Annotated in this window: 15 protein-coding genes and 1 other RNA gene; 3 read left to right on the forward strand and 13 right to left on the reverse strand. The window is 72.3% G+C overall.

Going from position 1 to position 21,768, the window contains the following annotated elements; translation table 11 throughout:
• Positions 1-11 precede the first annotated feature (11 nt).
• The 4 genes from ACIO3P_RS05840 to ACIO3P_RS05855 form a co-directional block, all read right to left on the reverse strand.
• Positions 12-1,346, reverse strand: a complete 1,335-nt coding sequence (locus ACIO3P_RS05840) for an acyltransferase (protein ID WP_401855237.1) — start codon at positions 1,344-1,346, stop codon at positions 12-14.
• Positions 1,343-3,478 carry a bifunctional polysaccharide deacetylase/glycosyltransferase family 2 protein gene (locus tag ACIO3P_RS05845; RefSeq protein WP_401855300.1) on the reverse strand — a complete coding sequence of 712 codons (2,136 nt, stop codon included), beginning with the start codon at positions 3,476-3,478 and terminating at the stop codon, positions 1,343-1,345. The genes ACIO3P_RS05840 and ACIO3P_RS05845 overlap by 4 nt, the downstream gene beginning before the upstream one ends.
• 138 nt (positions 3,479-3,616) lie before the next feature.
• Positions 3,617-4,459, reverse strand: coding sequence for a hypothetical protein (locus tag ACIO3P_RS05850; protein ID WP_401855240.1), 843 nt, complete (start codon positions 4,457-4,459; stop codon positions 3,617-3,619).
• Positions 4,460-4,663: 204 nt separating this feature from the next.
• Entirely contained in the window at positions 4,664-5,611 is a 948-nt protein-coding gene (locus ACIO3P_RS05855) for a LysR family transcriptional regulator (RefSeq protein WP_401794571.1), read from the reverse strand.
• A 102-nt stretch (positions 5,612-5,713) separates the two neighbouring features.
• Here ACIO3P_RS05855 and ACIO3P_RS05860 point away from each other — a divergent pair, with 102 nt between their 5' ends.
• On the forward strand, positions 5,714-7,153 hold the full coding sequence (locus tag ACIO3P_RS05860; protein ID WP_401855241.1) for an MFS transporter: 1,440 nt from the start codon (positions 5,714-5,716) through the stop codon (positions 7,151-7,153).
• 130 nt (positions 7,154-7,283) lie between these two features.
• Here ACIO3P_RS05860 and ssrA read toward each other — a convergent pair.
• The 5 genes from ssrA to ftsE form a co-directional block, all read right to left on the reverse strand.
• Positions 7,284-7,670: a transfer-messenger RNA gene (gene ssrA / locus ACIO3P_RS05865) on the reverse strand.
• Between the two features lie 127 nt (positions 7,671-7,797).
• On the reverse strand, positions 7,798-8,277 hold the full coding sequence (gene smpB, locus ACIO3P_RS05870) for an SsrA-binding protein SmpB (protein ID WP_329826808.1): 480 nt from the start codon (positions 8,275-8,277) through the stop codon (positions 7,798-7,800).
• Positions 8,278-8,360: 83 nt separating this feature from the next.
• Positions 8,361-9,551 carry a S41 family peptidase gene (locus ACIO3P_RS05875; protein ID WP_401855244.1) on the reverse strand — a complete coding sequence of 397 codons (1,191 nt, stop codon included), beginning with the start codon at positions 9,549-9,551 and terminating at the stop codon, positions 8,361-8,363.
• A 67-nt stretch (positions 9,552-9,618) separates the two neighbouring features.
• Positions 9,619-10,539 (reverse strand): permease-like cell division protein FtsX, encoded by a 921-nt coding sequence (gene ftsX, locus ACIO3P_RS05880; protein WP_329826806.1) that lies wholly within the window; start codon positions 10,537-10,539, stop codon positions 9,619-9,621.
• Between the two features lie 151 nt (positions 10,540-10,690).
• Positions 10,691-11,380 (reverse strand): cell division ATP-binding protein FtsE, encoded by a 690-nt coding sequence (gene ftsE, locus ACIO3P_RS05885; protein ID WP_329826805.1) that lies wholly within the window; start codon positions 11,378-11,380, stop codon positions 10,691-10,693.
• A gap of 316 nt (positions 11,381-11,696) precedes the next feature.
• Between ftsE and ACIO3P_RS05890 the strand changes: the two genes are divergently transcribed.
• Complete coding sequence (locus ACIO3P_RS05890) at positions 11,697-11,891, forward strand: hypothetical protein (RefSeq protein WP_384925586.1); 195 nt, start codon at positions 11,697-11,699, stop codon at positions 11,889-11,891.
• A gap of 121 nt (positions 11,892-12,012) precedes the next feature.
• Here ACIO3P_RS05890 and ACIO3P_RS05895 read toward each other — a convergent pair whose 3' ends face one another.
• The 4 genes from ACIO3P_RS05895 to ACIO3P_RS05910 form a co-directional block, all read right to left on the reverse strand.
• A complete protein-coding gene (locus tag ACIO3P_RS05895) occupies positions 12,013-12,927 on the reverse strand; it encodes a hypothetical protein (RefSeq protein ID WP_329826803.1) in 915 nt (304 codons plus the stop codon).
• A 270-nt stretch (positions 12,928-13,197) separates the two neighbouring features.
• On the reverse strand, positions 13,198-14,304 hold the full coding sequence (gene prfB / locus ACIO3P_RS05900; RefSeq protein WP_329826802.1) for a peptide chain release factor 2: 1,107 nt from the start codon (positions 14,302-14,304) through the stop codon (positions 13,198-13,200).
• 191 nt (positions 14,305-14,495) lie between these two features.
• A complete protein-coding gene (locus tag ACIO3P_RS05905; protein ID WP_329826801.1) occupies positions 14,496-15,725 on the reverse strand; it encodes a serine/threonine-protein kinase in 1,230 nt (409 codons plus the stop codon).
• Between the two features lie 152 nt (positions 15,726-15,877).
• Positions 15,878-17,515, reverse strand: coding sequence for a serine/threonine-protein kinase (locus ACIO3P_RS05910; RefSeq protein WP_401855247.1), 1,638 nt, complete (start codon positions 17,513-17,515; stop codon positions 15,878-15,880).
• 520 nt (positions 17,516-18,035) lie between these two features.
• Here ACIO3P_RS05910 and ACIO3P_RS05915 point away from each other — a divergent pair.
• Positions 18,036-21,719, forward strand: a complete 3,684-nt coding sequence (locus ACIO3P_RS05915; RefSeq protein WP_401855249.1) for an FHA domain-containing protein — start codon at positions 18,036-18,038, stop codon at positions 21,717-21,719.
• The last annotated feature ends 49 nt before the right edge of the window (positions 21,720-21,768 follow it).

Below are 21,768 nucleotides of genomic sequence, written 5' to 3' on the forward strand. Positions count from 1 at the left end.
GCCCGCCGGGGTCAGCGTTTGTGGCCGCCTCCTGAGGACGACCGGCGCCCGCCCCCGCTCCGTGTCTCCCCGTTCGGCCACAGCCTCGGCCGGCGCCGCGCCGCCAGGTCCTCGACCCATCCGACGGCCAGGATCATCAGCCCGATCATCGGCCACACCATGACCAGGGGCAGCACGTTGTACAGGGAGTCCAGCTCCGAGGCGAAGGACTCGGTCCCCGGGATGTTCCAGAGCTGGTCGATGAGCGGATACGTCATCATGATCAGCAGGTTGTGCCAGAGGTAGATCGTGACGGCGCGGTTGTTGGCCAGGGTGATCGTCGAGTCGAACTGCTTGAGCTTGCCCGGCAGTTCACGCCAGGACGGCGAGTACTGGAGCAGGATCATCACGAACCCCAGCGACCAGGTCGCCTGCGCGAGCGGGATCTCGTCCAGGTTCCAGCCCTCGTCGGTGAGATGGCCCGAGGCCCACCACAGGCCGAACGCCATCGTCAGGGCCGCCAGCGAGACCGTCAGATAGCGCGGCACCTTCTGGAACATGCCGTCGTTGTGCGCGAAGCCGAGCACCCAGCAGGCGCCGTACACCGCGAAGTCCGTCAGGGCCAGCCCGAACTCGCCGGGGACCTCGACCAGTCCCGTACCGATGACCGCCGTCAGCGCGACGGGGAAGAGCAGCGTCACCCACGGCGCCCGGCGGAACGCCCGTACCAGCAGCGGCGAGAGCAGCACGAACCACAGGTAGGCGCGGATGTACCAGAGCGGGCCCGCCGAGTCCTGGGCCCACGTCGTGTCCAGTACGCCGCTGCCGTCACCGCTCTCGAAGGGGTACGGCGGGGCGCCGATCGGCACGAGGTAGTTGAGCAGCTTGACGACGCCCCACAGCCCCTCCTCCCGCACCGGCTTCCAGCCCATCAGGAACATCACCGGCACGATGACCAGCGCCAGCGCCCACATCGGCGGCAGCAGCCTGCGCAGCCTGCCCCGCAGCACGCTCCACGGGGGCCGCTTCGCGAGCGACCTGGCCATCAGCGACCCGGCCAGCGCGAACATCACGCCCATGGACGGGAAGAGGATGGTCAGCCAGGCCCAGCCGAAGATGTGGAAGACCACGACACGGACCAGCGCCACCGCGCGCAGCAGGTCGAGGTAGCGGTCCCGGCCGGGCGGGCGGGGTGCCGGTTCGGCCGCCTCGGCGGGTGGTGCGGGGGCCGGAGCGGGGATCAGGGTCGGGTTCGAGTTCGGCAGGGTCGGATTCGGCAGGGTCGGGTTCGGTGTCAGGGTCGGGTGGCCGTACGGGGGCGTCGCCTCCGTACCTCCCGTACCCGTGTCCACGAAGTGGTGGCTCACGCGACCGGCCTCCGCTCCGGGTCCCGCGCCGCGTCCTGGCCGCGCGGGCTCGGGATCGAGCCCGGCGCCTCCACCACGCCGGTACGGCGCAGCTTCTGCCAGCGCAGCCGGCCGCCGGTGAGGGCGGTGATCCAGGACTGGAGCAGCACCACGTACATGAGCTGCCGGTACAGGATCTGCTGGAGGGGCAGTGAGATGAGATGGGTCATGCGTTCCCCGTCGAGCCGGAAGGCGTACGCGGCGCAGACGGCCTGGACGAGCAGGACGCCCAGCCATGCGCCGATGGTCTTCTGCGTGGGGCCGAAGACCAGGCCGTACACGAGGAAGACGTCGATCAGCGGGGCCAGCAGCGGCGCCAGCACCATGAAGAGGGAGACCAGCGGCAGGCCGACGCGGCCGAAACGGCCGGAGGGGCCGCGTTCGACGAGGGCGCGGCGGTGCTTCCAGATCGCCTGCATCGTGCCGTAGCTCCAGCGGTAGCGCTGGGACCAGAGCTGCTGGACGGACTCCGGGGCCTCGGTCCAGGCTCGGGCGCGCTCGGCGTAGACGACGCGCCAGCCGTCCCGGTGCATGGCCATGGTGATGTCGGTGTCCTCGGCGAGCGTGTCGTCGCTCATACCGCCCACCCGGTCCAGCGCCTGCCGGCGGAAGGCGCCGATCGCGCCGGGGATGGTGGGCATGCAGCCGAGGACGTCGTACATCCGCCGGTCGAGGTTGAAGCCCATCACGTACTCGATGTGCTGCCAGGCCCCGATCAGGGTGTCGCGGTTGCCGACCTTGGCGTTGCCCGCGACGGCGCCGACCCGCTCGTCACCGAAGGGCTGCACCAGCTCCCGTACGGTGGACGGTTCGAAGACCGTGTCGCCGTCCATCATCACGACGATGTCGTGACTGGCGTGCGCGATGCCGTTGTTGAGGGCGGCCGGTTTGCCGCCGTTCTGCTGGCGTACGACATGGACGTTGGGGAGCCAGAGCGCCTCGACGATGTCGGCGGTGCCGTCGGTCGAGCCGTCGTCGACGACGATCACCTCGATCGGATGGTCGCTCGCCATCAGGGAGTTCACCGTATTGGCGATGCACTCGCGTTCGTTGTACGCGGGGACGAGGACGGTGACCGGTTCGGTGACCTCCGGGCCCCAGTGGAAGTCGCGGCGGCGCACCTTGCGGGCGTGCGCGAAGGAGAGCAGCAGCATCAGCCCGAACCGCGAGATGACCAGGAAGCCGATCACGGCGAGCCCGGCGACCAGGACGGCGGTGAGGTTGTCGGAGAGGGCCACGGCGGCGACCCACGCCTTGCCCTTCCACAGCTCGACGCCGGTGACCGGGGTATGGGCGCTGGGCGCGCCGAGCGCCTCGGTGAGGTTGGCGAAGGCGAAGCCGCGCTTCTGCATCTCGGGCAGGTAGCGGCCGAGCGCCTCGACGGTCTGGGAGCGGTCGCCGCCGGAGTCGTGCATCAGGACGATGGAGCCCTGGTGCCCCTCGGGCGTGGCGCCCTTGATGATCGCGTCGACGCCGGGGCGCTTCCAGTCCTCGCTGTCGAGGCTGTCGAGGACGGTGATGTAGCCGCGGGAGCCGATGTACTGGGTGACCGGCCACGACTTGTTGTCCATGGCGTCGGCGAAGGAGGAGTACGGGGGCCGGAAGAGCGAGGAGCGGATCCCGGCGGCGCCCGCGAGCGCGAGCTGGTTCTGGGTCAGCTCCCAGTCGATCCGGGACTTGGTCTGGTAGGAGAGGTCGGGGTGGTTGAAGGTGTGCAGCCCGATCTCGTGGCCCTCGTCGACCATGCGCTTGACGAGCGCGGGGTAGCGGGAGGCCATGGTGCCGGTGACGAAGAAGACGCCGTGGGCGTCGTACTTCTTGAGCTCGTCGAGGACCTTGGGGGTCCACTCGGGGTCCGGGCCGTCGTCGAAGGTGAGGACGAGCTTCCGGTCGGGGAGATCGATCGACCGGGGGGTCTCGGTGCCGCGCGCGTCGATGACGGGGCCGCCTTCGAGGATGTGACGGGGGACCTGGTCGGTGGCGGCCGGGGGGCGGACCCGGTGGTCGGCGAGGATCTCGCTGTGGACGTAGCCGCGCAGCATGAGCATGGCGGCCAGCGCGACGAGGACGAGCGAGGGCAGCAGGTAGCGCATGGGCAGCCTGCGCCGCCGGGTGTTCCCGCGCTGCCTGGTGGCGCGGTGGTGGTGGGTGCCACGGTGGTGGGTGCCGCCGGGCGTGGCCTTGTGCGGCTGGGCCTTGCGTGGCTGGGCCCGCCTGCCGGAGGAGGTCATCTACTGTGCGCCTTCCACTGCCAGTTGGCCGCCGTCGTCGACCGACGGGGTTTCGACGGGAGGGCTGGGGTCGGCGGGCGGCGAGCTGACGCCGCTGGCGGTGTCCGTCGGGGTCGGGCCCCCGGCGCCGGCGGAGCCCGCGCCGCTGCCGGCGCCGGTGTCGTCGCTCACGCCCGGGTCGGGGTCGAGGCGGCCGGGGGTGTCGGAGGCGACGGGGGGCGCCACGGAATTCGACGCGCCCGGGGCGGGATCGCCCGAGACGCCGCTGGTCACGGCGTCGGAGGTACGGGGGGCCACGGCGCCGCCGGTGTCCGTCGCCGCGGGCGGGGCGGACGGGTCCGCGCTGGGGGCCACCGCGGTCGGGGAGGTCGTGGCGGCCGGCTGTATCTGCACGGTGTCCGGCTTCTTCTTGTCCGCGAGGCCCGGTATCTGGAGCCAGGGGGCGGAGGAGTCGCCGCCGAGGAGCGCGGCCACGACGGTGACGGCGTAGCAGGCGCAGGCGATCGCGATGACCCAGCCGGCCCGGCGGAGCTTCTTGCTCCGCCGGCCGCTCTCGTCGACGAAGACGGGGCCTTCGGGCGCTTCGGCCGCGTCGGCGGCGCCGTCCGGGTGGATCCCGTGGATCCCCGTACCGCTGCCGGGGCCCGGGCCGGGTCCGAAGCCGGTGCCTATGCCGGTGCCTGTGCCGGTGCCTGTGCCGCCGCCGGTGCGTATGCCGGTGGTCGTGCCGGTGCCGGCGGTGCCTATGCCGGACGCTGCCTCGGGACGGGTCCCGGCGGGCAGTTCGGAGAGCTGACGGCCCAGACCGTCCAGCTCCACGGTGACGTCGTTCGGCTCATACATATGCCCGGTTCGGGCATCTTCACGCCACTGTTCCACTGGAGTACGCACATCCCCCACCGCTGACTGATTTAGGTGCATACATACGCTGGCTGATTTTGTCGGTCGGATCCCCACCCGAACCGCACGCCCCTACCACACCGCACCCGGGCAACGAATGTAGCGCACCGAGAGAGTGTGTGGATCCGGTTCACAAGTTGTGATGTATCAATGCAATGACAGTGGTAGGAGGAGATGGGCAGGGTCGGGATCAAGCCAACCTTCTTCGGCCCCGAGCCCGGCAGCGGCAGCTCGGAGCGCCTCCAGCCCCGGATGACGTAGGTCTTTGCGCCACACCAGCGAAAGCGGCGACAGAGGTACGGGATCGACGAGCGGACGCAGCACTGTGTCCGGCATCACCGGGAAATCTACGACGGCCAGGACCGGTTGGCGATGCTTGGCCATGACTCGGCGGAACTCCTGCGCGCCGACCGCCATCGGCGCTGGCGCGGCGACCTCGACGGAGCGGCCCGCGAAGAGCCGCCGCGCCAGCCCGGTCCACTCCGCGGTCCCCGGGGTGCCGGCCCCCGCGTACACGCTCTCGCCGGCGAGCGCGTCGAGCGGCACCTCGGGGAACCGGGCCAGCGGATGGTCGTACGGCAGGAGCACGGCCAGCGGCTCGTACCGTACGAGCTGGTGGGAGAGGGCGTCGCGCAGGACGGGCGCCAGCCCTCCCACATAGCCGAAGGAGGCGTCGAGGCGCCCCGCGAGGAGGTCGGCGGCGGCGCCGGTGAGCCCGCTCAGGAAGCGGGCCATCAGCTCGTGGCGCGGGACGAGCTCGCGGGCGCGCGCCAGCACCCGCCCGGAGACCATGCCCTCGGTGTTGAGGTCCACGAGCAGCGGCGGCACCTCGTCCGCGCACGCGGCCAGCAGCTCGTCCTGGGCCGCCAGCACCCGGCGGGCGTACGGGAGGAGCCGCTCGCCGTCCGCCGTCAGGGTCACCCGGCGTGTGGTCCGGACGAACAGCTCCACGCCCAGCTCCCGTTCCAGCCGCCGCACATCGCGGCTCAGGGCCTGCTGGGCGACGTAGAGCCGGGCGGCGGCGCGGGTGAAGTGCAGCTCTTCTGCGGTGACGGTGAAGGCGCGCAGCAGCCGGGGGTCGATGTCCTGGGGCACACGGCATTGAACAGCCCCCGCACGCCATTGACAACAGGATGGCGTGAACGGCCGCTCATCAGGTGTTGGACCGGGTACGGAGCGGGCCGCGAGGGTGAAGCCATGCCGCACCCCCGATCCCCGCGCCTCCGCTCCCCGCGCCCCCGGTCCCGTCCGTTCCCCGCGCCGCGCCCCGAACCCGTCCCGCGGAACACACCGCTGATGTCGGTGACCGGCTCCACACTCGTCCTGGCCGCGCGGGACGAGGCGCCCGGATCCCCCCACCGCGGTGGGCGACACGACACCGCACGCCGGAGCGCACGGCGGCGCGCACATCCGTACGCCCGCCTCTTCGCGCCGCCGGGCGCCCGCGCGTTCACCGCGGGGAACCTCCTCGCGCGCCTCCCGATGGGGATGTTCAGCGTGGCCGCCGTGATCATGATCGCCGGGTCGCGCGGCTCGTACGCCCTGGCCGGCGCCGTCACCGCCACCGGCCTCGCTGCCACGGCCCTGGTCGCCCCCTGGACGGCGCGCCTCGTCGACCGGTACGGACAGGCCCGGATCGCCGTCCCCGCCACCGCGATCGCCGTACTCGGCTCACTCGCCCTGCTGCTCTGCGTACGGTACGGAGCCCCCGACTGGACGCTCTTCGCCGCCTACGCCGCGACCGCCACCACCCCCAACACGGGCGGCATGTCCCGGGCCCGCTGGGCGCATCTGCACCGCGGTGACGCGGCGGCCCTGCACACCGCCACCGCCTTCGAACAGGCCGCCGACGAGCTGTGCTTCATACTGGGCCCGGTGCTGGCCGCCTTCCTGTGCACCGCGCTCTTCCCCGAGGCGGGCACTCTGACCGGCGCGGTCCTGCTGCTGACCGGCGTCCTGGTCTTCGCGGCCCAGCGCGCCACGGAGCCGCCGGCCGCCGGGCGCACGCCGGCGGCCCTGGCCCCGCTGCACTCCCCCGCGCTCACCCGGCTCCTCGCCGTCTTCCTCGCCACGGGCGCGGTCTTCGGCGCCACCGAGGTCGTCACCCTCGCCTTCGCGGACGACCGGGGGCACGGCGCGTGGGCGGGCGCGGTGCTGGCGCTCCAGGCAGCCGGTTCGGGCGCGGCGGGGCTGCTGCTGGGCTCCCTGGCACCGGCCCGCCGCCCGCACGCCCGGCTGCTCCTCTGCGTCGCCGCGATGGCGGCGCTGCTGACCCTGCCGCTGCTCGCGGCGCGTACGGGCTCGCTGCCGCTGCTGGGCGGGGCGCTGCTGCTCGCGGGCGCGGCGACGGCGCCGACGATGGTGACGGGCATGACCCTCGTCCAGCGCCTCACCCCGGAGGCCCGGCTGAACGAGTCCATGACCCTGGCGGTGACCGCGCTGCTCGCCGGGATCGCGGCGGGCGCGGCCACGGGCGGCTGGGCGGCGGAACACACCACCGCGGCCCACGCCTACGCCGTCCCGCCGGCGGCGGCGTCACTCGCACTGCTCATCGCGGCCTTCGGCGCACACCGGCCCCGGAAGCGCCGGGCGGCCGGAACAGCCGGAACAGCAGGAAAAGCCGGAACCGTACGGTGACGGGGACCGGGCACCTCACCCCTGACCGGCGTGACCGCTCGCACGGTCCGGGGAGCATGTCCGGGAAGCGTCTCCGGGCACGACGAAGGCCCCACTGCCGGGGCAGTGGGGCCTTCGTCTCACATGGGAATTGTGGAGATGGCGGGAATCGAACCCGCGTCCAACGGTGCGGAACCAGGGCTTCTCCGAGTGCAGTCCGCTATGATTTTCTCGGCCCCGGAGATCACACGGACAAGTCTCCGACGGGCTCAGTCACTGTTTGATTTCCTTCTCAACCCCGTGACCGGGCTCAGAAGTTTAGTTCCCTTGTTGATGCCAGGATCCGGGTCGGGAACAGCCCCGGGCTGACACTCCGCAGAGTCTTCGCTAGCTGCTAATTAGGCAGCGAGGGCGAAGGCGGAGGAATCGCGCTTAGAAGTGGCGATTATTGTTTGCGACATATGGTTTACGAGATCATTGCCGCTTCCTCGACTCGCTTCCCCTGCTTCGACATCCGCTGTCGAAACCGATCATCCCCATGTTTATTTTTCAAACGTGCGCCCTCTGTGGGGTGCACGGCCCATCGTACGTGACCAACGCGTCCGGGGGCCAGTCCATTCCCCGGCGGGGCACGGCCCGCCGGGCCCCGTGTGCCGTCCGCCCGGTCAGGCGCGCTGGCGTCGCTTGACCGCCGAGATCGCCCGGTCCGTCTCGCGCCGGTCCTGCTTCTCGCGGAGCGTCTGGCGCTTGTCGTACTCCTTCTTGCCCTTCGCGAGCGCGATCTCGACCTTGGCCCGGCCGTCCTTGAAGTACAGGGCCAGCGGCACGATCGTGTGCCCCGTCTCCTGCGACTTCGACTCCAGCTTGTCGATCTCGGCCCGGTGCATCAGCAGCTTCCGCTTGCGGCGGGCGCTGTGGTTGGTCCAGGTCCCCTGGGTGTACTCGGGGACATGCACATGGTGCAGCCATGCCTCGTGCCCGTCGATCTGCACGAAGCCGTCCACCAGTGAGGCACGTCCCTGGCGCAGGGACTTCACCTCGGTGCCGGTGAGCACGAGACCGCACTCATAGGTGTCGAGAATGAGGTAGTCGTGCCGCGCCTTCTTGTTCTGCGCAATGATTTTGCGCCCTTTTTCCTTAGCCATGGTCTCCCCATTTTCGCACCCCCGCGCAACTCCTTTACGCGTACGCGGGCCCCGTACCCGGCGACCCCCGCAGGGCCCGGGTCCTACTCCGTACCGCCGAGGCCGCTCAGCACCGTCCTGGCCCGTTCCTGGGCCCCGTCGCCGACCTGGAGGTCGGGGGTGACGCCCTGGCCGTCCACGCCGTGGCCGGCCGGGGTGCGGTAGTGGCCCACGGTCAGCTCGGCCACCGAGCCGTCGGGGAGCTTGCTCGGCATCTGGACGGAGCCCTTGCCGAAGGTCCGCGAGCCGACCGTGACGGACCGGCCGCGGTCCTGGAGGGCGCCCGTGACCAGCTCGGCCGCGCTCATCGTGCCGCCGTCGACCACCACGACCACGGGCCGCTCGGTGTCGCCGCCGGGATCCGCGTACAGCGCGCGCTGCTCGCCCCGTATGTCGTACGTGGCGACCAGGCCGCCGTCGAGGAAGGCGGAGGTGGCCCGGACGGCCTCGCTGACCAGGCCGCCCGCGTTGCCCCGCAGGTCCAGCAGGACACCGGCGCCCTTCGGCGCGTCCAGGACCGCGTCCCGTACCCGCTCGCCCGTGCCCTTGGTGAACGCGCCGACCTTGATCCGCAGGGCGCCGCCCTCGATCGTGTCGACGGTCACGGATTCGGTGGTGAGCCGGGCGCGGCGCAGGCTCTCCGTCCACCGCCGGCCGTCGCGCTCCAGACCGAGCGCCACGGAAGTGCCCACGGCGCTCTCGCCGGAGGCGGCGGCCGTGCCGGTCCCGTCGCCGCGGAGCAGCGCCATGACCTCCGTGACGGGGCGCTTGGCGACGCTGCGGCCGTCGATCTCCCGGATGAGGTCACCGGCGCCGATCCCGGCCTTCCCGGCGGGTCCGCCGGGCTGGACCCTGGTGACCTCGACCAGGCCGCCCGCCGTACGCCGCGCCGAGAGCCCCACGCCCGTGTACGCGCCGTCGAGGGACTGCCGGAACTCCTCGTACTCCCGCTTGTCGTAGACGGCGCCCCAGCGGTCCCCGCTGCGGCTGACGACCTCCTCCGCGGCGTCCGTGGCCGACTTGCCGTTGGCCATGGCGTCGGCGGCGGCCCGTGCGACCTCGTCCCGGTCGGCCGTCGAGGAGACGGGCCGGGCCGGGTCGGACGGGGCCTCACCGCTGGTGCGCGGCAGGGAGTTCGTGGCGGCGGCCGTGGCGAGCACCGTCGCGAAAACCAATGTCAGGGCCGCCCCGCGGCGTACACCGCGGGCTCTCAGAAGCGACTCGGAACCCGACATGGCGTTGAGTCTAGGACAACGCGACCCGGCCGGACGGTGCTTGTCGTCACCACGCCAAGGGCGCTTGTCACACCCGGAGGTACTTGCGCAGCGCGATGAAAGCGGCCACGGCGGGCATCAGCAGACCGATCGCGACCACCAGCGGAAGCTTGGCGAGCACCGCGTCCCAGCCGATGAAGTTGACCAACTGCATCTTGTCGGCGAGGGCGAGACCGTGATCGATCAGGAAGTACCGGCCGAGGAGCAGCATCACGCAGGCGACCCCGCCACCGATCAGTCCGGCGAACGCGGCCTCCATGATGAACGGCATCTGGATGTAGAAACTGGAGGCGCCGACGAGCCGCATGATCCCGGTCTCCCTGCGCCGGCTGAACGCCGATACGCGCACGGTGTTGACGATCAGCATCAACGCGATGACCAGCATCAACGCCATCACACAGAGGGCGGCGATATTCATGCCGTTCATCAGGTCGAAGAGATTCTGCAGGATGTTCCGCTGGTCCTGGACGGACTCGACCCCGTCCCGGCCGGCGAACGCGGTCGCGACCACCTGGTACTTCTCCGGGTCCTTCAGCTTCACCCGGAAGGATTCCGGCATCTGGTCCGGTGTGATGGTCGCGGCGATGGGGGTGTCGCCGTACCGCTCCTTGTAGTGCTTGTACGCCTCGTCCGACGTCTCGTAGTGAACGGTCTCGACGATGTTGTCCATCTTGGACAGATCGGCCTTGATCTGGTCCTTCTGCTGACCCGTGGCCGCGCCCTTGGCGCACTTGGGCGCGGTCGCCGCGTCGTTCTTGTTGCAGAGGAAGATGGAGACGTTGACCTTGTCGTACCAGTAGTCCTTCATCACGCTGACCTGCTCGCGCATGAGCAGCGCGCCGCCGAACAGGGCGAGCGAGAGGGCTACGGAGACGATGACCGCGAAGGTCATCGTGAGATTGCGACGGAGACCGACGCCGATCTCCGACAGGACGAACTGGGCGCGCATGGCGTCCTTTCAGCTTTCGCTACTCAGTGCTCGGTGAATCGGTGACCCGACGGCGCGGTGACTCAGCGACCCAGCGACTCAACGAATCGGTGAATCGGTGAAATCGGTGAATCGACGGTGCGGCGCCGCGCGGTGAGCGGAACGGCGGTGGTCAGTGCTGGTATCCGTAGACGCCGCGTGCCTGGTCACGCACGAGACGGCCCTTCTCCAGCTCGATCACGCGCTTGCGCATCTGGTCGACGATGTTCTGGTCGTGGGTCGCCATCACGACAGTCGTACCGGTGCGGTTGATGCGGTCCAGCAGCTTCATGATGCCGACCGACGTCTGCGGGTCGAGGTTGCCGGTGGGCTCGTCCGCGATCAGCAGCATGGGGCGGTTGACGAAGGCGCGCGCGATCGCCACGCGCTGCTGCTCACCACCGGACAGCTCGCCGGGCATCCGGTCCTCCTTGCCGCCGAGACCGACGAGGTCGAGGACCTGGGGGACGGCCTTGCGGATCTCCCCGCGCGGCTTGCCGATGACTTCCTGCGCGAACGCCACGTTCTGGGCGACGGTCTTGTTCGGCAGCAGCCGGAAGTCCTGGAAGACGGTGCCGAGTTGACGGCGCATCTGCGGCACTTTCCAGTTGGACAGGCGCGCGAGGTCCTTGCCGAGGACATGCACCATGCCGTGGCTGGTGCGCTCCTCACGCAGGAGCAGTCGGAGAAAGGTCGACTTTCCGGAACCGGAGGAGCCGACGAGGAAGACGAACTCGCCCTTCTCGATTTCGAGGGAGACATCACGAAGGGCAGGGCGGTTCTGCTTCGGATAGGTCTTGGAGACGTTGTCGAATCGGATCACGGGTGCACCACGGTCGGCCGGGAGTAGGTGAGCGAGACCTTACGCGAACCCGACTGGCACGCGCAGTCCGCATCCGAAGTCGGACCGTCACGAGGGTCCGGGCGTGACCGGTCCGGGGGTGGACGGGTACCGGCTTGGGCGATTTATCACGGATACGGAGCCGCCGCCACCGGTAAGGTCCCGGCCTGAATCCGTCCGGCCGCGCCGAACCGGCCGGAAACTGGCACAGTGGGGGGTGGGGAACGGTCGTGTTCCCCCGAGCGTTGAGCGGACAGACGCTGTCAGCGGCTCCGCCGCGCGGTGAGGAGGAAAGCGCATGACCTACGACCGATTGGTGTGCGCCAACTGCGCGGGGCCGGTCACCGAGGGCAGATGCCGGGTGTGCCGCGCTCACCGGGAGCGCCTGGAGCAGCAGGGCCCCCTGGGGGGACTCAGCCCCGTGGCGCTGCTGACTCTGGTGGTACTGCTGCTCGCGGCGATGGCGCTGGTCGCGACCTATCAGCCCGCGTGACATCACGCACACGCGCGCAGGACGAAGGGCCCGGGCTTGATGCCCGGGCCCTTCTGCCGTGATCGGGCGCTCACGCCGTCAGGCGGTCACGCCGTGCCGCGGTCGGACGACCGCGTGATGATCAGACGGCGGTACGGCCACCGCCGACCAGACGCGGCAGCATCCGGAAGCCGATGCCACCCGCGATCATGGTCGCGGCGCCGATCAGCAGGAACGAGGTCTCGGCGGCGCCGGTCTCCGCCAGCTCCTCCTTGGCCTCACCCTGCTGCACCGGCTTCGAGCCGGCGTTGTCGGTCTCGGTGTTGTCCGCGCACGCGGCGCCGTCGAGGTCGACGGTGCAGGTGCCGGCGCCGTTGTCGCCGCCGGTGGCCGAGCCGCCCGTGGCGGTCGAACCGCCGCTGGTGGAGCCGCCGGTCGTCCCACCGTCGGTGGAGCCGCCGTCCGTGGTGCCGCCGTCGGTGGAGCCACCATCGGTGGTCCCGCCGTCCGTCGTACCACCGTCGGTCGTCCCACCATCGGTGGTGCCACCGTCCGTGGTCCCACCATCGGTGGTCCCGCCGTCCGTCGTACCGCCGTCAGTGGTCCCGCCGTCCGTGGTGCCACCGTCGGTCGTCCCACCATCGGTGGTCCCGCCGTCCGTGGTCCCACCATCGGTGGTGCCACCGTCCGTCGTACCACCGTCGGTCGTCCCACCATCGGTGGTGCCACCGTCGGTCGTCCCGCCGTCCGTGGTGCCGCCGTCGGTGGTGCCACCATCGGTGGTCCCGCCGTCCGTCGTACCACCGTCGGTCGTGCCACCGTCCGTCGTGCCACCGTCCGTCGTGCCGCCACTGTCGACGCCACCCGGGTCGCCGCCACCGTCGGTCGTGCCCTCGGTGTCGTTGCCGATACCGAGGCCGACATCGACCACGCCCGTCTCGACGGAAACGCCGATACCGGCGGCCTGAGCGGCGCCCGCGATGGTCAGCGAGGCGCCCGCGGCGATTACCGCGCCGGCCGCCACACGCGCCACGCGGATCCGCGTCTTTTTGGTCATCTGCTTGCTACCCCCAGTAGCTCATTCGTCAGTGGTGCAGCGTCCGGGGCCGCGGCCGCTGGGGGTTCGTGATCGCCGCCCCCGGTCTCACGCGCCCCGGATATACGCGTGCCACGCGTCAGAGTTCCCGGTTTTCATATACGCGTCAAGGTCGTTGCGCGTGCGATGCCCGATATCACGGGAGTTGTCCGGCGTGCGGGGATGCAACTGTGACGTAAAAGGGAACTGCCGCCCATCGGACGGCAGTTCCCTTGTCGACAAAGCGTGAATTTACTTGTCCTGCTGCTTGCGCCAGCGAATTCCCGCCTCCAGGAATCCGTCGATCTCGCCGTCCAGCACACCCTGCGGATTGCCGACCTCGAACTCCGTCCGCAGGTCCTTGACCATCTGGTACGGGTGCAGGACGTACGAACGCATCTGGTTGCCCCAGGAGTTGCCGCCGTCGCCCTTCAGGGCGTCCATCCTGGCCTGCTCCTCCTGGCGGCGGCGTTCCAGCAGCTTCGCCTGGAGGACGTTCATCGCGCTCGCCTTGTTCTGGATCTGCGAGCGCTCGTTCTGGCAGGAGACCACGATGCCGGTCGGGATATGCGTGATCCGGACCGCGGAGTCCGTGGTGTTGACGCCCTGACCGCCGGGGCCCGAAGCGCGGTACACGTCCACGCGCAGCTCGGACTCGTCGATCTCGACATGGTCGCTGGACTCCACGACCGGCAGCACCTCGACGCCCGCGAAGGACGTCTGGCGGCGGCCCTGGTTGTCGAACGGCGAGATACGGACCAGACGGTGCGTGCCCTGCTCCACGGAGAGCGTCCCGTACGCGTACGGCGCCTTCACGACGAAGGTGGTCGACTTGATGCCGGCCTCCTCCGCGTACGACGTCTCGTACACCTCGGTGCCGTAGCCGTGCCGCTCCGCCCAGCGCAGATACATGCGCTGAAGCTGCTCGGCGAAGTCGGCGGCGTCCACGCCACCCGCCTCGGCGCGAATGTTGACCAGCGCCTCGCGCTCGTCGTACTCGCCGGACAGGAGCGTACGGACCTCCATCTCGTCCAGCGCCTTGCGCACCGACTCCAGCTCGGTCTCGGCCTCGGCGCGCGCCTCCGCGTCGTCCTCGGACTCGGCCAGCTCGAACATCACTTCCAGGTCGTCGATACGCCCGCGCAGCGCCTCCGTCTTGCGGACCTCGGCCTGGAGGTGCGACAGCTTGCTGGTGATCTTCTGCGCCGCCTCGGGGTCGTCCCAGAGGGACGGGACCGCGGCCTGCTCCTCCAGCACGGCGATGTCGGCCCTCAGCCTGTCGAGGTCCAGGACGGCCTCGATCGACCCCATGGTCGAGGAGAGGGACTTCAGCTCTTCGGATACATCGACGACTGCCACGGCACCAGCCTAACGCGTATTTTTTTGGGGCTCGGTTCGCCTCCGGGGCGCTTCATGTCGGCGCCGACGCGCCCCTTCGGCTCACTCGCCGGTCTGGTCTGCTTCACGCCTGTCCGGCGAGTGAGGACAAGACGATACGGGGAGGGGTGGGCCCGGTCGCTCCGTGCCCCGTGGGACTAAGGCCCCGGGGACTACGGGACCGGGGAGGTCGTCTGCTTCGAGTCCTGGGGGGTGTCGTCCGCGTCGCCGCCCGTGGCCAGCCAGCCGCCCACGCCCAGCCCGGCGATCAGCAGGACGCCGACCGCGCCCAGTGTGATGCGGCGCTTGCGGACCGCCTCCGCCTTGTGCCGGGCGCTCCCCGGGCGGCGCTGGCCGGCGGAGCGGGGCGCGCGGGCCGTGCCGCGGGCGCCGCCCGCCAGCTCGTCCGGGGCCGGGACGCGCATGCTCGTATGGGTGTCCCGGTTGGAGTCCGGGGCCGCGCCGGGCACCAGCGGGACCGCGCCCCTGCGGCGCGGCTCCTCGGTGGCGGTGCCGGGCTCCTCGTACGGCTGCTCCGTGGGCTCCGCGTCCGGCTCGTCCACGTCCAGCGGGGGGATGCCCGCGAGGAGCGGAAGCTGCTCGCGCAGCCGCGCGGCCAGCTCCGAGGCGCGCAGCCGGGACGCCGGGGCCTTCGCCAGGCACTGGACGAGGAGCTGCCACAGCTCCTCGGGGATGCCGGGCAGCGGGACGACGGTCTCGGTGACATGGCGGCGCAGTACGGCCCCGGGGTGGCCGCCGCCGAACGGCGTGAACCCGGCGAGCAGCTCGTACAGGACCGTGGCCAGGGCGTAGATGTCGACGGCGGCGCGCGGCGGCAGGCCCTCGACGATCTCGGGCGCCAGGTAGTCGGGCGTACCGATGATCTTGCTGGCCTTGGTGCGCCGGGGCGTGTCGATCAGCTTGGCGACGCCGAAGTCGGTGAGCAGCGCGGGGTGCGCGCCGCCGGGGCCGAGCGGGCCCTCCATGTCGAGCAGGATGTTCTCCGGCTTGACGTCGCGGTGGACGACCCCGGCGGCGTGCGCGGCGGCGAGTCCGTCCGCGACGTCCGCGACGATCGCGACGGCCGCCTCGGGGGCGAGCCTGCGCTCGCGGTCGAGCCGGGTGCGCAGGTCGGTGCCGCGGATGAGGTCCATCACGAGGGCCAGGTCGTTGCCGTCCACGACGAGGTCGTGGACGCCGACCACCCGGGGGTGGTCGAGCCCGAGCAGGGCGGTGCGCTCCTGGACGAAGCGTCCGACCAGCTCCTGGTCGGAGGCCAGGTCCTCGCGCAGCAGCTTGATGGCGACCGGGCCGTCGGGCCCCTCGCCGAGCCACACCGTGCCGGCGCTGCCCCGCCCCAGGATCTGATGGGCGGTGTACCGGCTGCCGATATTCCGTGCCAAGACTGCTCCCTCAGCGGCTGGCGTTGCCCATCAAAGTACGCGGAAGTCGGGTCGTTCCGTGCGCCGGTCGGCATCAACTCCCGCACCGAGGGGGGAAATGGGGTGATCCGAGGGGGTACGCCCCTCGGATCACCCTCGGTTTCACCCTCGGGCTAGCCGCTGATCCGGGAGAACCAGTCGGTCACCGCGGAGATCCCGTCTCCGATCGCCGTCCAGTAGCTCTTGCCCTCGTCGATCCAGCTCTGGAGCGGGGTCAGCTCCCAGATGAGCCAGCCGGCGACGACGAACAGGATGATCGTGAAGAGACAGCCCTTGAGGCAGCCGAGGCCCGGGATGCGCATGGGGTTGGCGCTGCGCTGCCGGGGCGGGCGCGGTTCGCGCGGCTGACGGGGCGCGGGCCGCTGGGGTTCCTGCTGGGGCGGCGGCTGCGGCGCGTACCGCTGCTGCTGGGGCTGGTGTTGCTGCGGGGGCGGGGGCGGCGGCGCGTACCGCTGCTGCGGCTGCTGCTGCGGTGGGCGCTGCTGCTGGGGCGGCGGGGGCTGCTGCCGGGAGCCCTGCGGGCCCGGCGGGCCCTGAGGGCGCTGCGGGCGGCGGCGCAGCGGGTCCTGGCTGGGGTCGAGGTACTGGACCTGGGTCTGCTCGTTGCGGTCGCGCGCGGCCTGCAACTGGCCCTGCCAGGGGTGCGGGCCTTCGGGCTCCTGCGGTACGGGCGGCATCATCGCGGTCGGGTCGGCGCCGCCGCCGGGGCCGCGCCCGCCGGGACCGGTGGACGGCATGACGCTCGTGGCCGCGGCCGGGTCGTACGAGGCGGCGTTGCTCGGCAGGACCTGGGTCGGGGCCGCGTCGCCGCCGCCCGGCTGGTCGGGGACGGTCGCGGGCGACGGGTCGGGCGCGAGGAGCGCGGCGACGCCGAGCGCGGCGTCGATCTGGGCGGGCGTGGAGTGCACCCCGACCCCGGCGGCGACGGTCCGCAGGGCGCGGGCCAGGTTCTGGGCGCTGGGCCGCTGGTCCGGGTCCTTGCGCAGGCAGCGCTCGATGACCGTCCACAGCGGCTCGGGCACGGTGCTGGGGCGGCGGGGCTCCTCGCTGAGGTGGCGGTGGAGCACTTCGAGGGCGGTCGCGCCGGCGAACGGCGGCTGCCCCGTGACCAGCTCGTACAGCAGGATGCCCGCGCCGTAGATGTCCACGGCGGAGGTCTGCGGGCGGCCCTCGGCGGACTCCGGCGCGACATAGGCGGGCGTGCCGACGAACTCGTGGGTACGGGTGAGCCCCGGCGAGTCCGCGAGGCGCGCGATGCCGAAGTCGGTGAGCATCGGGTGCAACTGCTCGCCGTCGTTCCTCAGCAGGACGTTGGCGGGCTTGAGGTCGCGGTGGACGACGCCGTCGGCGTGGCTGGCGGCGAGCGCGTCCGCGATCTGGGCGGTCAGCAGCGACGCGGCGACCGGACTGAACGGGCCGTTCTCGCGCAGATACCGGTGCAGGTCGGGGCCTTCGACCAGGTCCATGACGAGGGCGAGGAGATCGCCCTCGACCACCAGGTCACGGGTGCGCACGATATTGGGGTGGGTCAGGCGGAGCAGGACGGAGCGCTCGCGCAGGAAGCGCATCACCACGTCCGCGTCGTTCGCCAGCTCCTCCTTGAGGACCTTGATCGCGACGGTCTCACCGGGCTGGCCGGCGACGGCCGCCTCGGCCCCCGCGGTCTCGCGCTGACGGGCTCGCCAGACGGTGCCCGTGGCGCCGCGTCCGATCGGCTCATCGAGCAGGTACTTGCTGCCTACGGGCCGCACGTCATGCGCTCCCTAGCTGATCGAGGTCGTCTCGCTGGTCGTGATCATCATCGCCCGGCGTGGCCGGGCTTCCGACCCACCTTAAACCGGCCGGTCGGGTCCCCGGCCGGGGTGTGGACAACCGTCCACCGGCACGGACCTCCGGACCGGTTTCCGATTCTGATCGGATTCCGATCGGGTCGGTCCATGTCCGAGAGGAAGACGCAGGCATCGTACGGCTGGTTGCCGGACGGTGCGGCCGAGGACATCACACCCGGTCCCAACCCGTTGCGAAGAAGCGCCCAAGCAGGCACTTTTACGCCAACAGCCGACTATTCAAGATCACTTGTTGCCGGTACCCGGGCGTGTTGTCAGTGGCAGGTGCGAAGATGCCCTCAAGCACGTGACGTGTGGAGTGGGGGAATCACGCCGCCCCGTGCCGACCTGTACCGGACGACGCGTCCGTGCGTGGCGTTGGGGGGAGATCACCGGGCTTCCCCCCTCTGCCGGGCACCCCGCGCAGAAGGGACCGCTGACGGCGATGCAGATCCGGCTGACCGTCCTCGCGCCGCGTGGCGGCCATGCCGCCGGGCGCTCCTGTGACGTACTCGTCACGGCTCCGGCGGGTACGGCGCTCGCCGCCGTCGCCTCCGGCCTCGCCACGGCCGTCTCGGGCCCCGACGCCCCGGGCACCGTCGTCCTCTACGCCGGCCGCGAGCGGCTCGACGCGCAGCGGTGCCCCCTGGGCGAGCCGCCGCTGATCGACGGCGCGGTGCTCTCGCTCCAGGTCCCGGGCGAGGCGGACGTCCCGACGGAGGACGCGCCCGCCCAGCTCCATGTGGTCGCGGGCCCGGACGCGGGCGGGGTCCATCTGCTGCACGGCGGACAGATCAGGATCGGCCGCTCCGCCGACGCCGATGTGCCGCTGGACGACCCGGACGTCTCGCGGCTGCACTGCGCGGTGACGGTCGCGGAGGACGGCGGGGTCACGGTCGCGGACCTGAACTCGACGAACGGGACGACGCTGGAGGGCGCCCGGGTGGGTGTCCGCCCGGTCCGGCTGTCCCCGGGCGCGCTGCTGCGGCTCGGTGAGTCGGCGCTCCGCCTCACGGGCGGGGAGCGTACGGCGGCGCTGGCGACGGCGTCGGACGGCGAGGGCCATCTGCGGATCACCCGGCCGGGCACGGACCGCGACGACGGTACGGAAGAGGCCGGGCACCAGGCCCCTGGCGGGGCCTCGGCAGGGAGCTCCGTCCCGGGAGCGCTCCCGTACGGCGCGGGGACGGGCGACGGCGGCGGTACGGGGCCGGGCGCGGCGCGCGGCGGGGCCCCCTCCGGCAGGGGCCGCGCGTACGAACCGGGAGCGGCGCCTGCCGGGGCGTCGACCAGGATCCCCGGCCCGCAGTACGACCGGACGGCGCACGACGCGCGGTACGGCGCGGGGACGTACGACACCCACACCGGCTCCCGGCCCGAGTACGGCGGCTCGCAGTACGGCAATCCGCCCGGCGCCCCGCGCGTGCCCGACCCGCGCAGCGCCGACACGCACCACGGCACCCGGGCCCCGTTGGCCGGGGGCCCCTCCGGGTCCCCGTACGGCGCGAGGGACGGCGCGCAGGACAGCGGGCACAGCAGACCGGCGGCGGCCGGCCCGGACGCGGACCCGGCGGCGTACGAGGAACCCCAGTCGCACAGCAGGACACCGGGCTCGCGCCGCCAGGAGACTCCCCCGCGCGGTACGGAGCCGCCCGACCTGACCACCCGCCGGCGCGGCGGCATAGGCGCCTGGGCGCGGCGGCTCGCGGGCAGCCGCGGCGAGGAGCTGCCGGAGACCGCCCCGGGCCCCGAGGGACCCGCCACCCTCACCGGACGCGGCCCCTCCCCCGAGACCTGGCCCGATCCGGCCACGGTGCTGCTGACCGCGCTCGGCCCGGGGCCCCGGCTGTGGGAGCGGGGCAGCCGGCACGCCGAGGCGCTCGCCGTCCGGCTGGGCACGGCGGACCGCCCGTCCTCCGACGGCACCCGGCAGTTGCCGCTCGTCCCGGTGACGGTCGGGCTGCGCGAGGCCGGGTCGCTCGGTCTGGCGGGCCCCAGGGAGCGGCTGACGGGGCTGGCCCGCTGGACGGTGGCCCAGCTCGCCGCGCTGCACGCGCCCGCCGATCTGGAGATCGTGCTGATCAGCGCGGACCGGGCGCGGAGCCTGGCGGAGCGCCGACAGGACTGGAGCTGGCTCGGCTGGCTCCCGCACGTCCGGCCGGCGCACGGCCAGGACTGCCGGCTGCTGCTGGCGTACGACGGGGAGCAGGCGACCGCCAGGACGGCCGAGCTGACGCGCCGGCTCGACGACGGCCCGCTGGGGCCCGGCTGGGCCTCGGCCGACCCGTGGACGATCACGGAGGCCGCCGCCCGCCACGACGGCCCGTACACGCTGGTGATCGTGGACGGCGACCCCGGTTCCGCCGCGCTGCGCGAGACGACGGCGCGGCTCGCGGGCGGGGGCGCCGCCGCGGGGATCCATCTGCTCTGTCTCGCCGAGACGGAGTCCGCCTCGCCGCTGTCGCCGATCGCCGCGACCTACGAGACGGCGTGCGCCGCCTCGCTGCCCTTCCGCGACTGCGGGGCCGTCGCCCTGCTGAGCGGCGACGTGGCCACCACGCTGCGGCTGCTGCGTACGGCGGTGGGACAGCCCGCGGGGCACGGCACGCTCGCCGTGGTGGACGCGGTCTCGCCCGCCTGGGCCGAGCGGTTCGGCCGGGCGCTGGCGCCGCTGCGCGCCGCAGGGAGCGGCCGGAACAGGCCCGCCGCCGCACTGCCGCGCACGGCCAGGCTGCTGGACGAACTGGGGCTCGCCCGCGCCACCCCGGCGTCCCTGATGGCCCGTTGGGCGTCGGCCGCCGACGGCACCCGGGACTGCACGGCGGTCCTGGGCGCGGGGCCACGCGGTCCGGTGAGCGTCGATCTGACGGAGGAGGGCCCGCATCTGCTGATCGAGGGCCCGGCGGGCAGCGGCCGCACCGAGCTGCTGCGGTCCATCGCCGCGTCCCTGGCCGCCGCGGCCCGCCCCGACCGGCTGGGGCTGCTGCTGGTCGACGGCGCCGGGGGCGAGCGCGGCGAGGGGCTCTCGGTCTGTACGGAACTGCCGCATGTGACCGAGCACCTGGTGGCGTCGGACCCGGTCAGGATGCGCCAGTTCGCGCAGGCGCTGGGCGGTGAGCTGAAGCGCCGGGCGGAGCTGCTGGGGCGGCTGGACTTCACGGAGTGGCACAGCGGCGCCCGGGACGAGGCGCGGGAGCTCCGGGAGACGCGGCAGACGCGGGAGACACGGGATCCCCGGGAGGCGCAGCAGGCACCCGAGCGGCTGATCAGCCAGCGCGGACCGAGCGCGGCCGAGCAGCGGACGGGCGAGCAGCGCGCGGGCGAGACGCTGGGCGGCGGCACGCTCAGGCTCCGCCACCAGACCGCCCGCACCGGCCAGGCCCAGGCTCAGAACCAGGGACAGGGACAGGGACAGGCTCAGGCCCAGAGCCGGACCCTGGGCCGCGAACAGACCAGAGAGCAGACCCGGGAGCAAGCAAGGGACCAAGCCCGGGACCAGGTCAGAGAGCAGGCACGGGAACAAGCGCGGGAGCAGACCCGGGAGCACTCCCCGGGCCAAGGCCGGTCCCAACCTCGTGCCCACGGCGCCGAGTCCGCGCCTCTCCCCCGCCTCGTCGTGCTGGTCGACGACTACGACGCGCTGGTCGCGCCCTCCCTGGGCAGCCCGGGCCGGCCCTCCGCCGGTTCCGTCGTACGGGCCCTGGAGGCCGTCGCGCGGGACGGCGAGCGCCTCGGTGTCCATCTCGTGGCGGCCTCGGCCTGCCCCGAGCGTACGGTCGACACGGAACTGGCCCAGGGCGCGCGGCTGCGCGTCGTACTCGACACGCCACCCGCCGCGCCCGCGCCCGACGACCCCGCGCCCGGCCGGGGCAGGCTCGGTCATCCGGACGGCCGGGTCACCCCGTTCCAGGGCGGCCGGGTCACCGGCCGCATCCCGCGTACGGCGACGCTGCGGCCGACGGTCACGGTGGTGGAGTGGGAGCGGATGGGCGATCCGCCGGCCCGCCGGCCGGTCCGTGAGCTGGGCAACGGGCCGACGGATCTGGCCCTGCTCGCGAGCGCCCTGGAGCGGGCCGCCCGCTCCGTCGACGCCGTACCTCTGGCACCTCTGACCCCAGCTCACCCCTGAATCGCACGGACCCTACCGAAAGATCATCAGACCGCCCGCTTTCGTCTGA

Source organism: Streptomyces sp. NPDC087310 (genome assembly GCF_044744405.1).
Lineage (GTDB): Bacteria > Actinomycetota > Actinomycetes > Streptomycetales > Streptomycetaceae > Streptomyces.

Bases quoted from the DNA above. Each gene is read 5' to 3' on its own strand.
- ACIO3P_RS05845 (WP_401855300.1), bottom strand. From the start codon at position 3,478: ATGCGCTACCTGCTGCCCTCGCTCGTCCTCGTCGCGCTGGCCGCCATG.
- ACIO3P_RS05850 (WP_401855240.1), bottom strand. From the start codon at position 4,459: ATGTATGAGCCGAACGACGTCACCGTGGAGCTGGACGGTCTGGGCCGT.
- ACIO3P_RS05860 (WP_401855241.1), top strand. From the start codon at position 5,714: ATGCCGCACCCCCGATCCCCGCGCCTCCGCTCCCCGCGCCCCCGGTCC.
- smpB (WP_329826808.1), bottom strand. From the start codon at position 8,277: ATGGCTAAGGAAAAAGGGCGCAAAATCATTGCGCAGAACAAGAAGGCG.
- ACIO3P_RS05875 (WP_401855244.1), bottom strand. From the start codon at position 9,551: ATGTCGGGTTCCGAGTCGCTTCTGAGAGCCCGCGGTGTACGCCGCGGG.
- ftsX (WP_329826806.1), bottom strand. From the start codon at position 10,539: ATGCGCGCCCAGTTCGTCCTGTCGGAGATCGGCGTCGGTCTCCGTCGC.
- ACIO3P_RS05890 (WP_384925586.1), top strand. From the start codon at position 11,697: ATGACCTACGACCGATTGGTGTGCGCCAACTGCGCGGGGCCGGTCACC.
- ACIO3P_RS05895 (WP_329826803.1), bottom strand. From the start codon at position 12,927: ATGACCAAAAAGACGCGGATCCGCGTGGCGCGTGTGGCGGCCGGCGCG.
- ACIO3P_RS05915 (WP_401855249.1), top strand. From the start codon at position 18,036: ATGCAGATCCGGCTGACCGTCCTCGCGCCGCGTGGCGGCCATGCCGCC.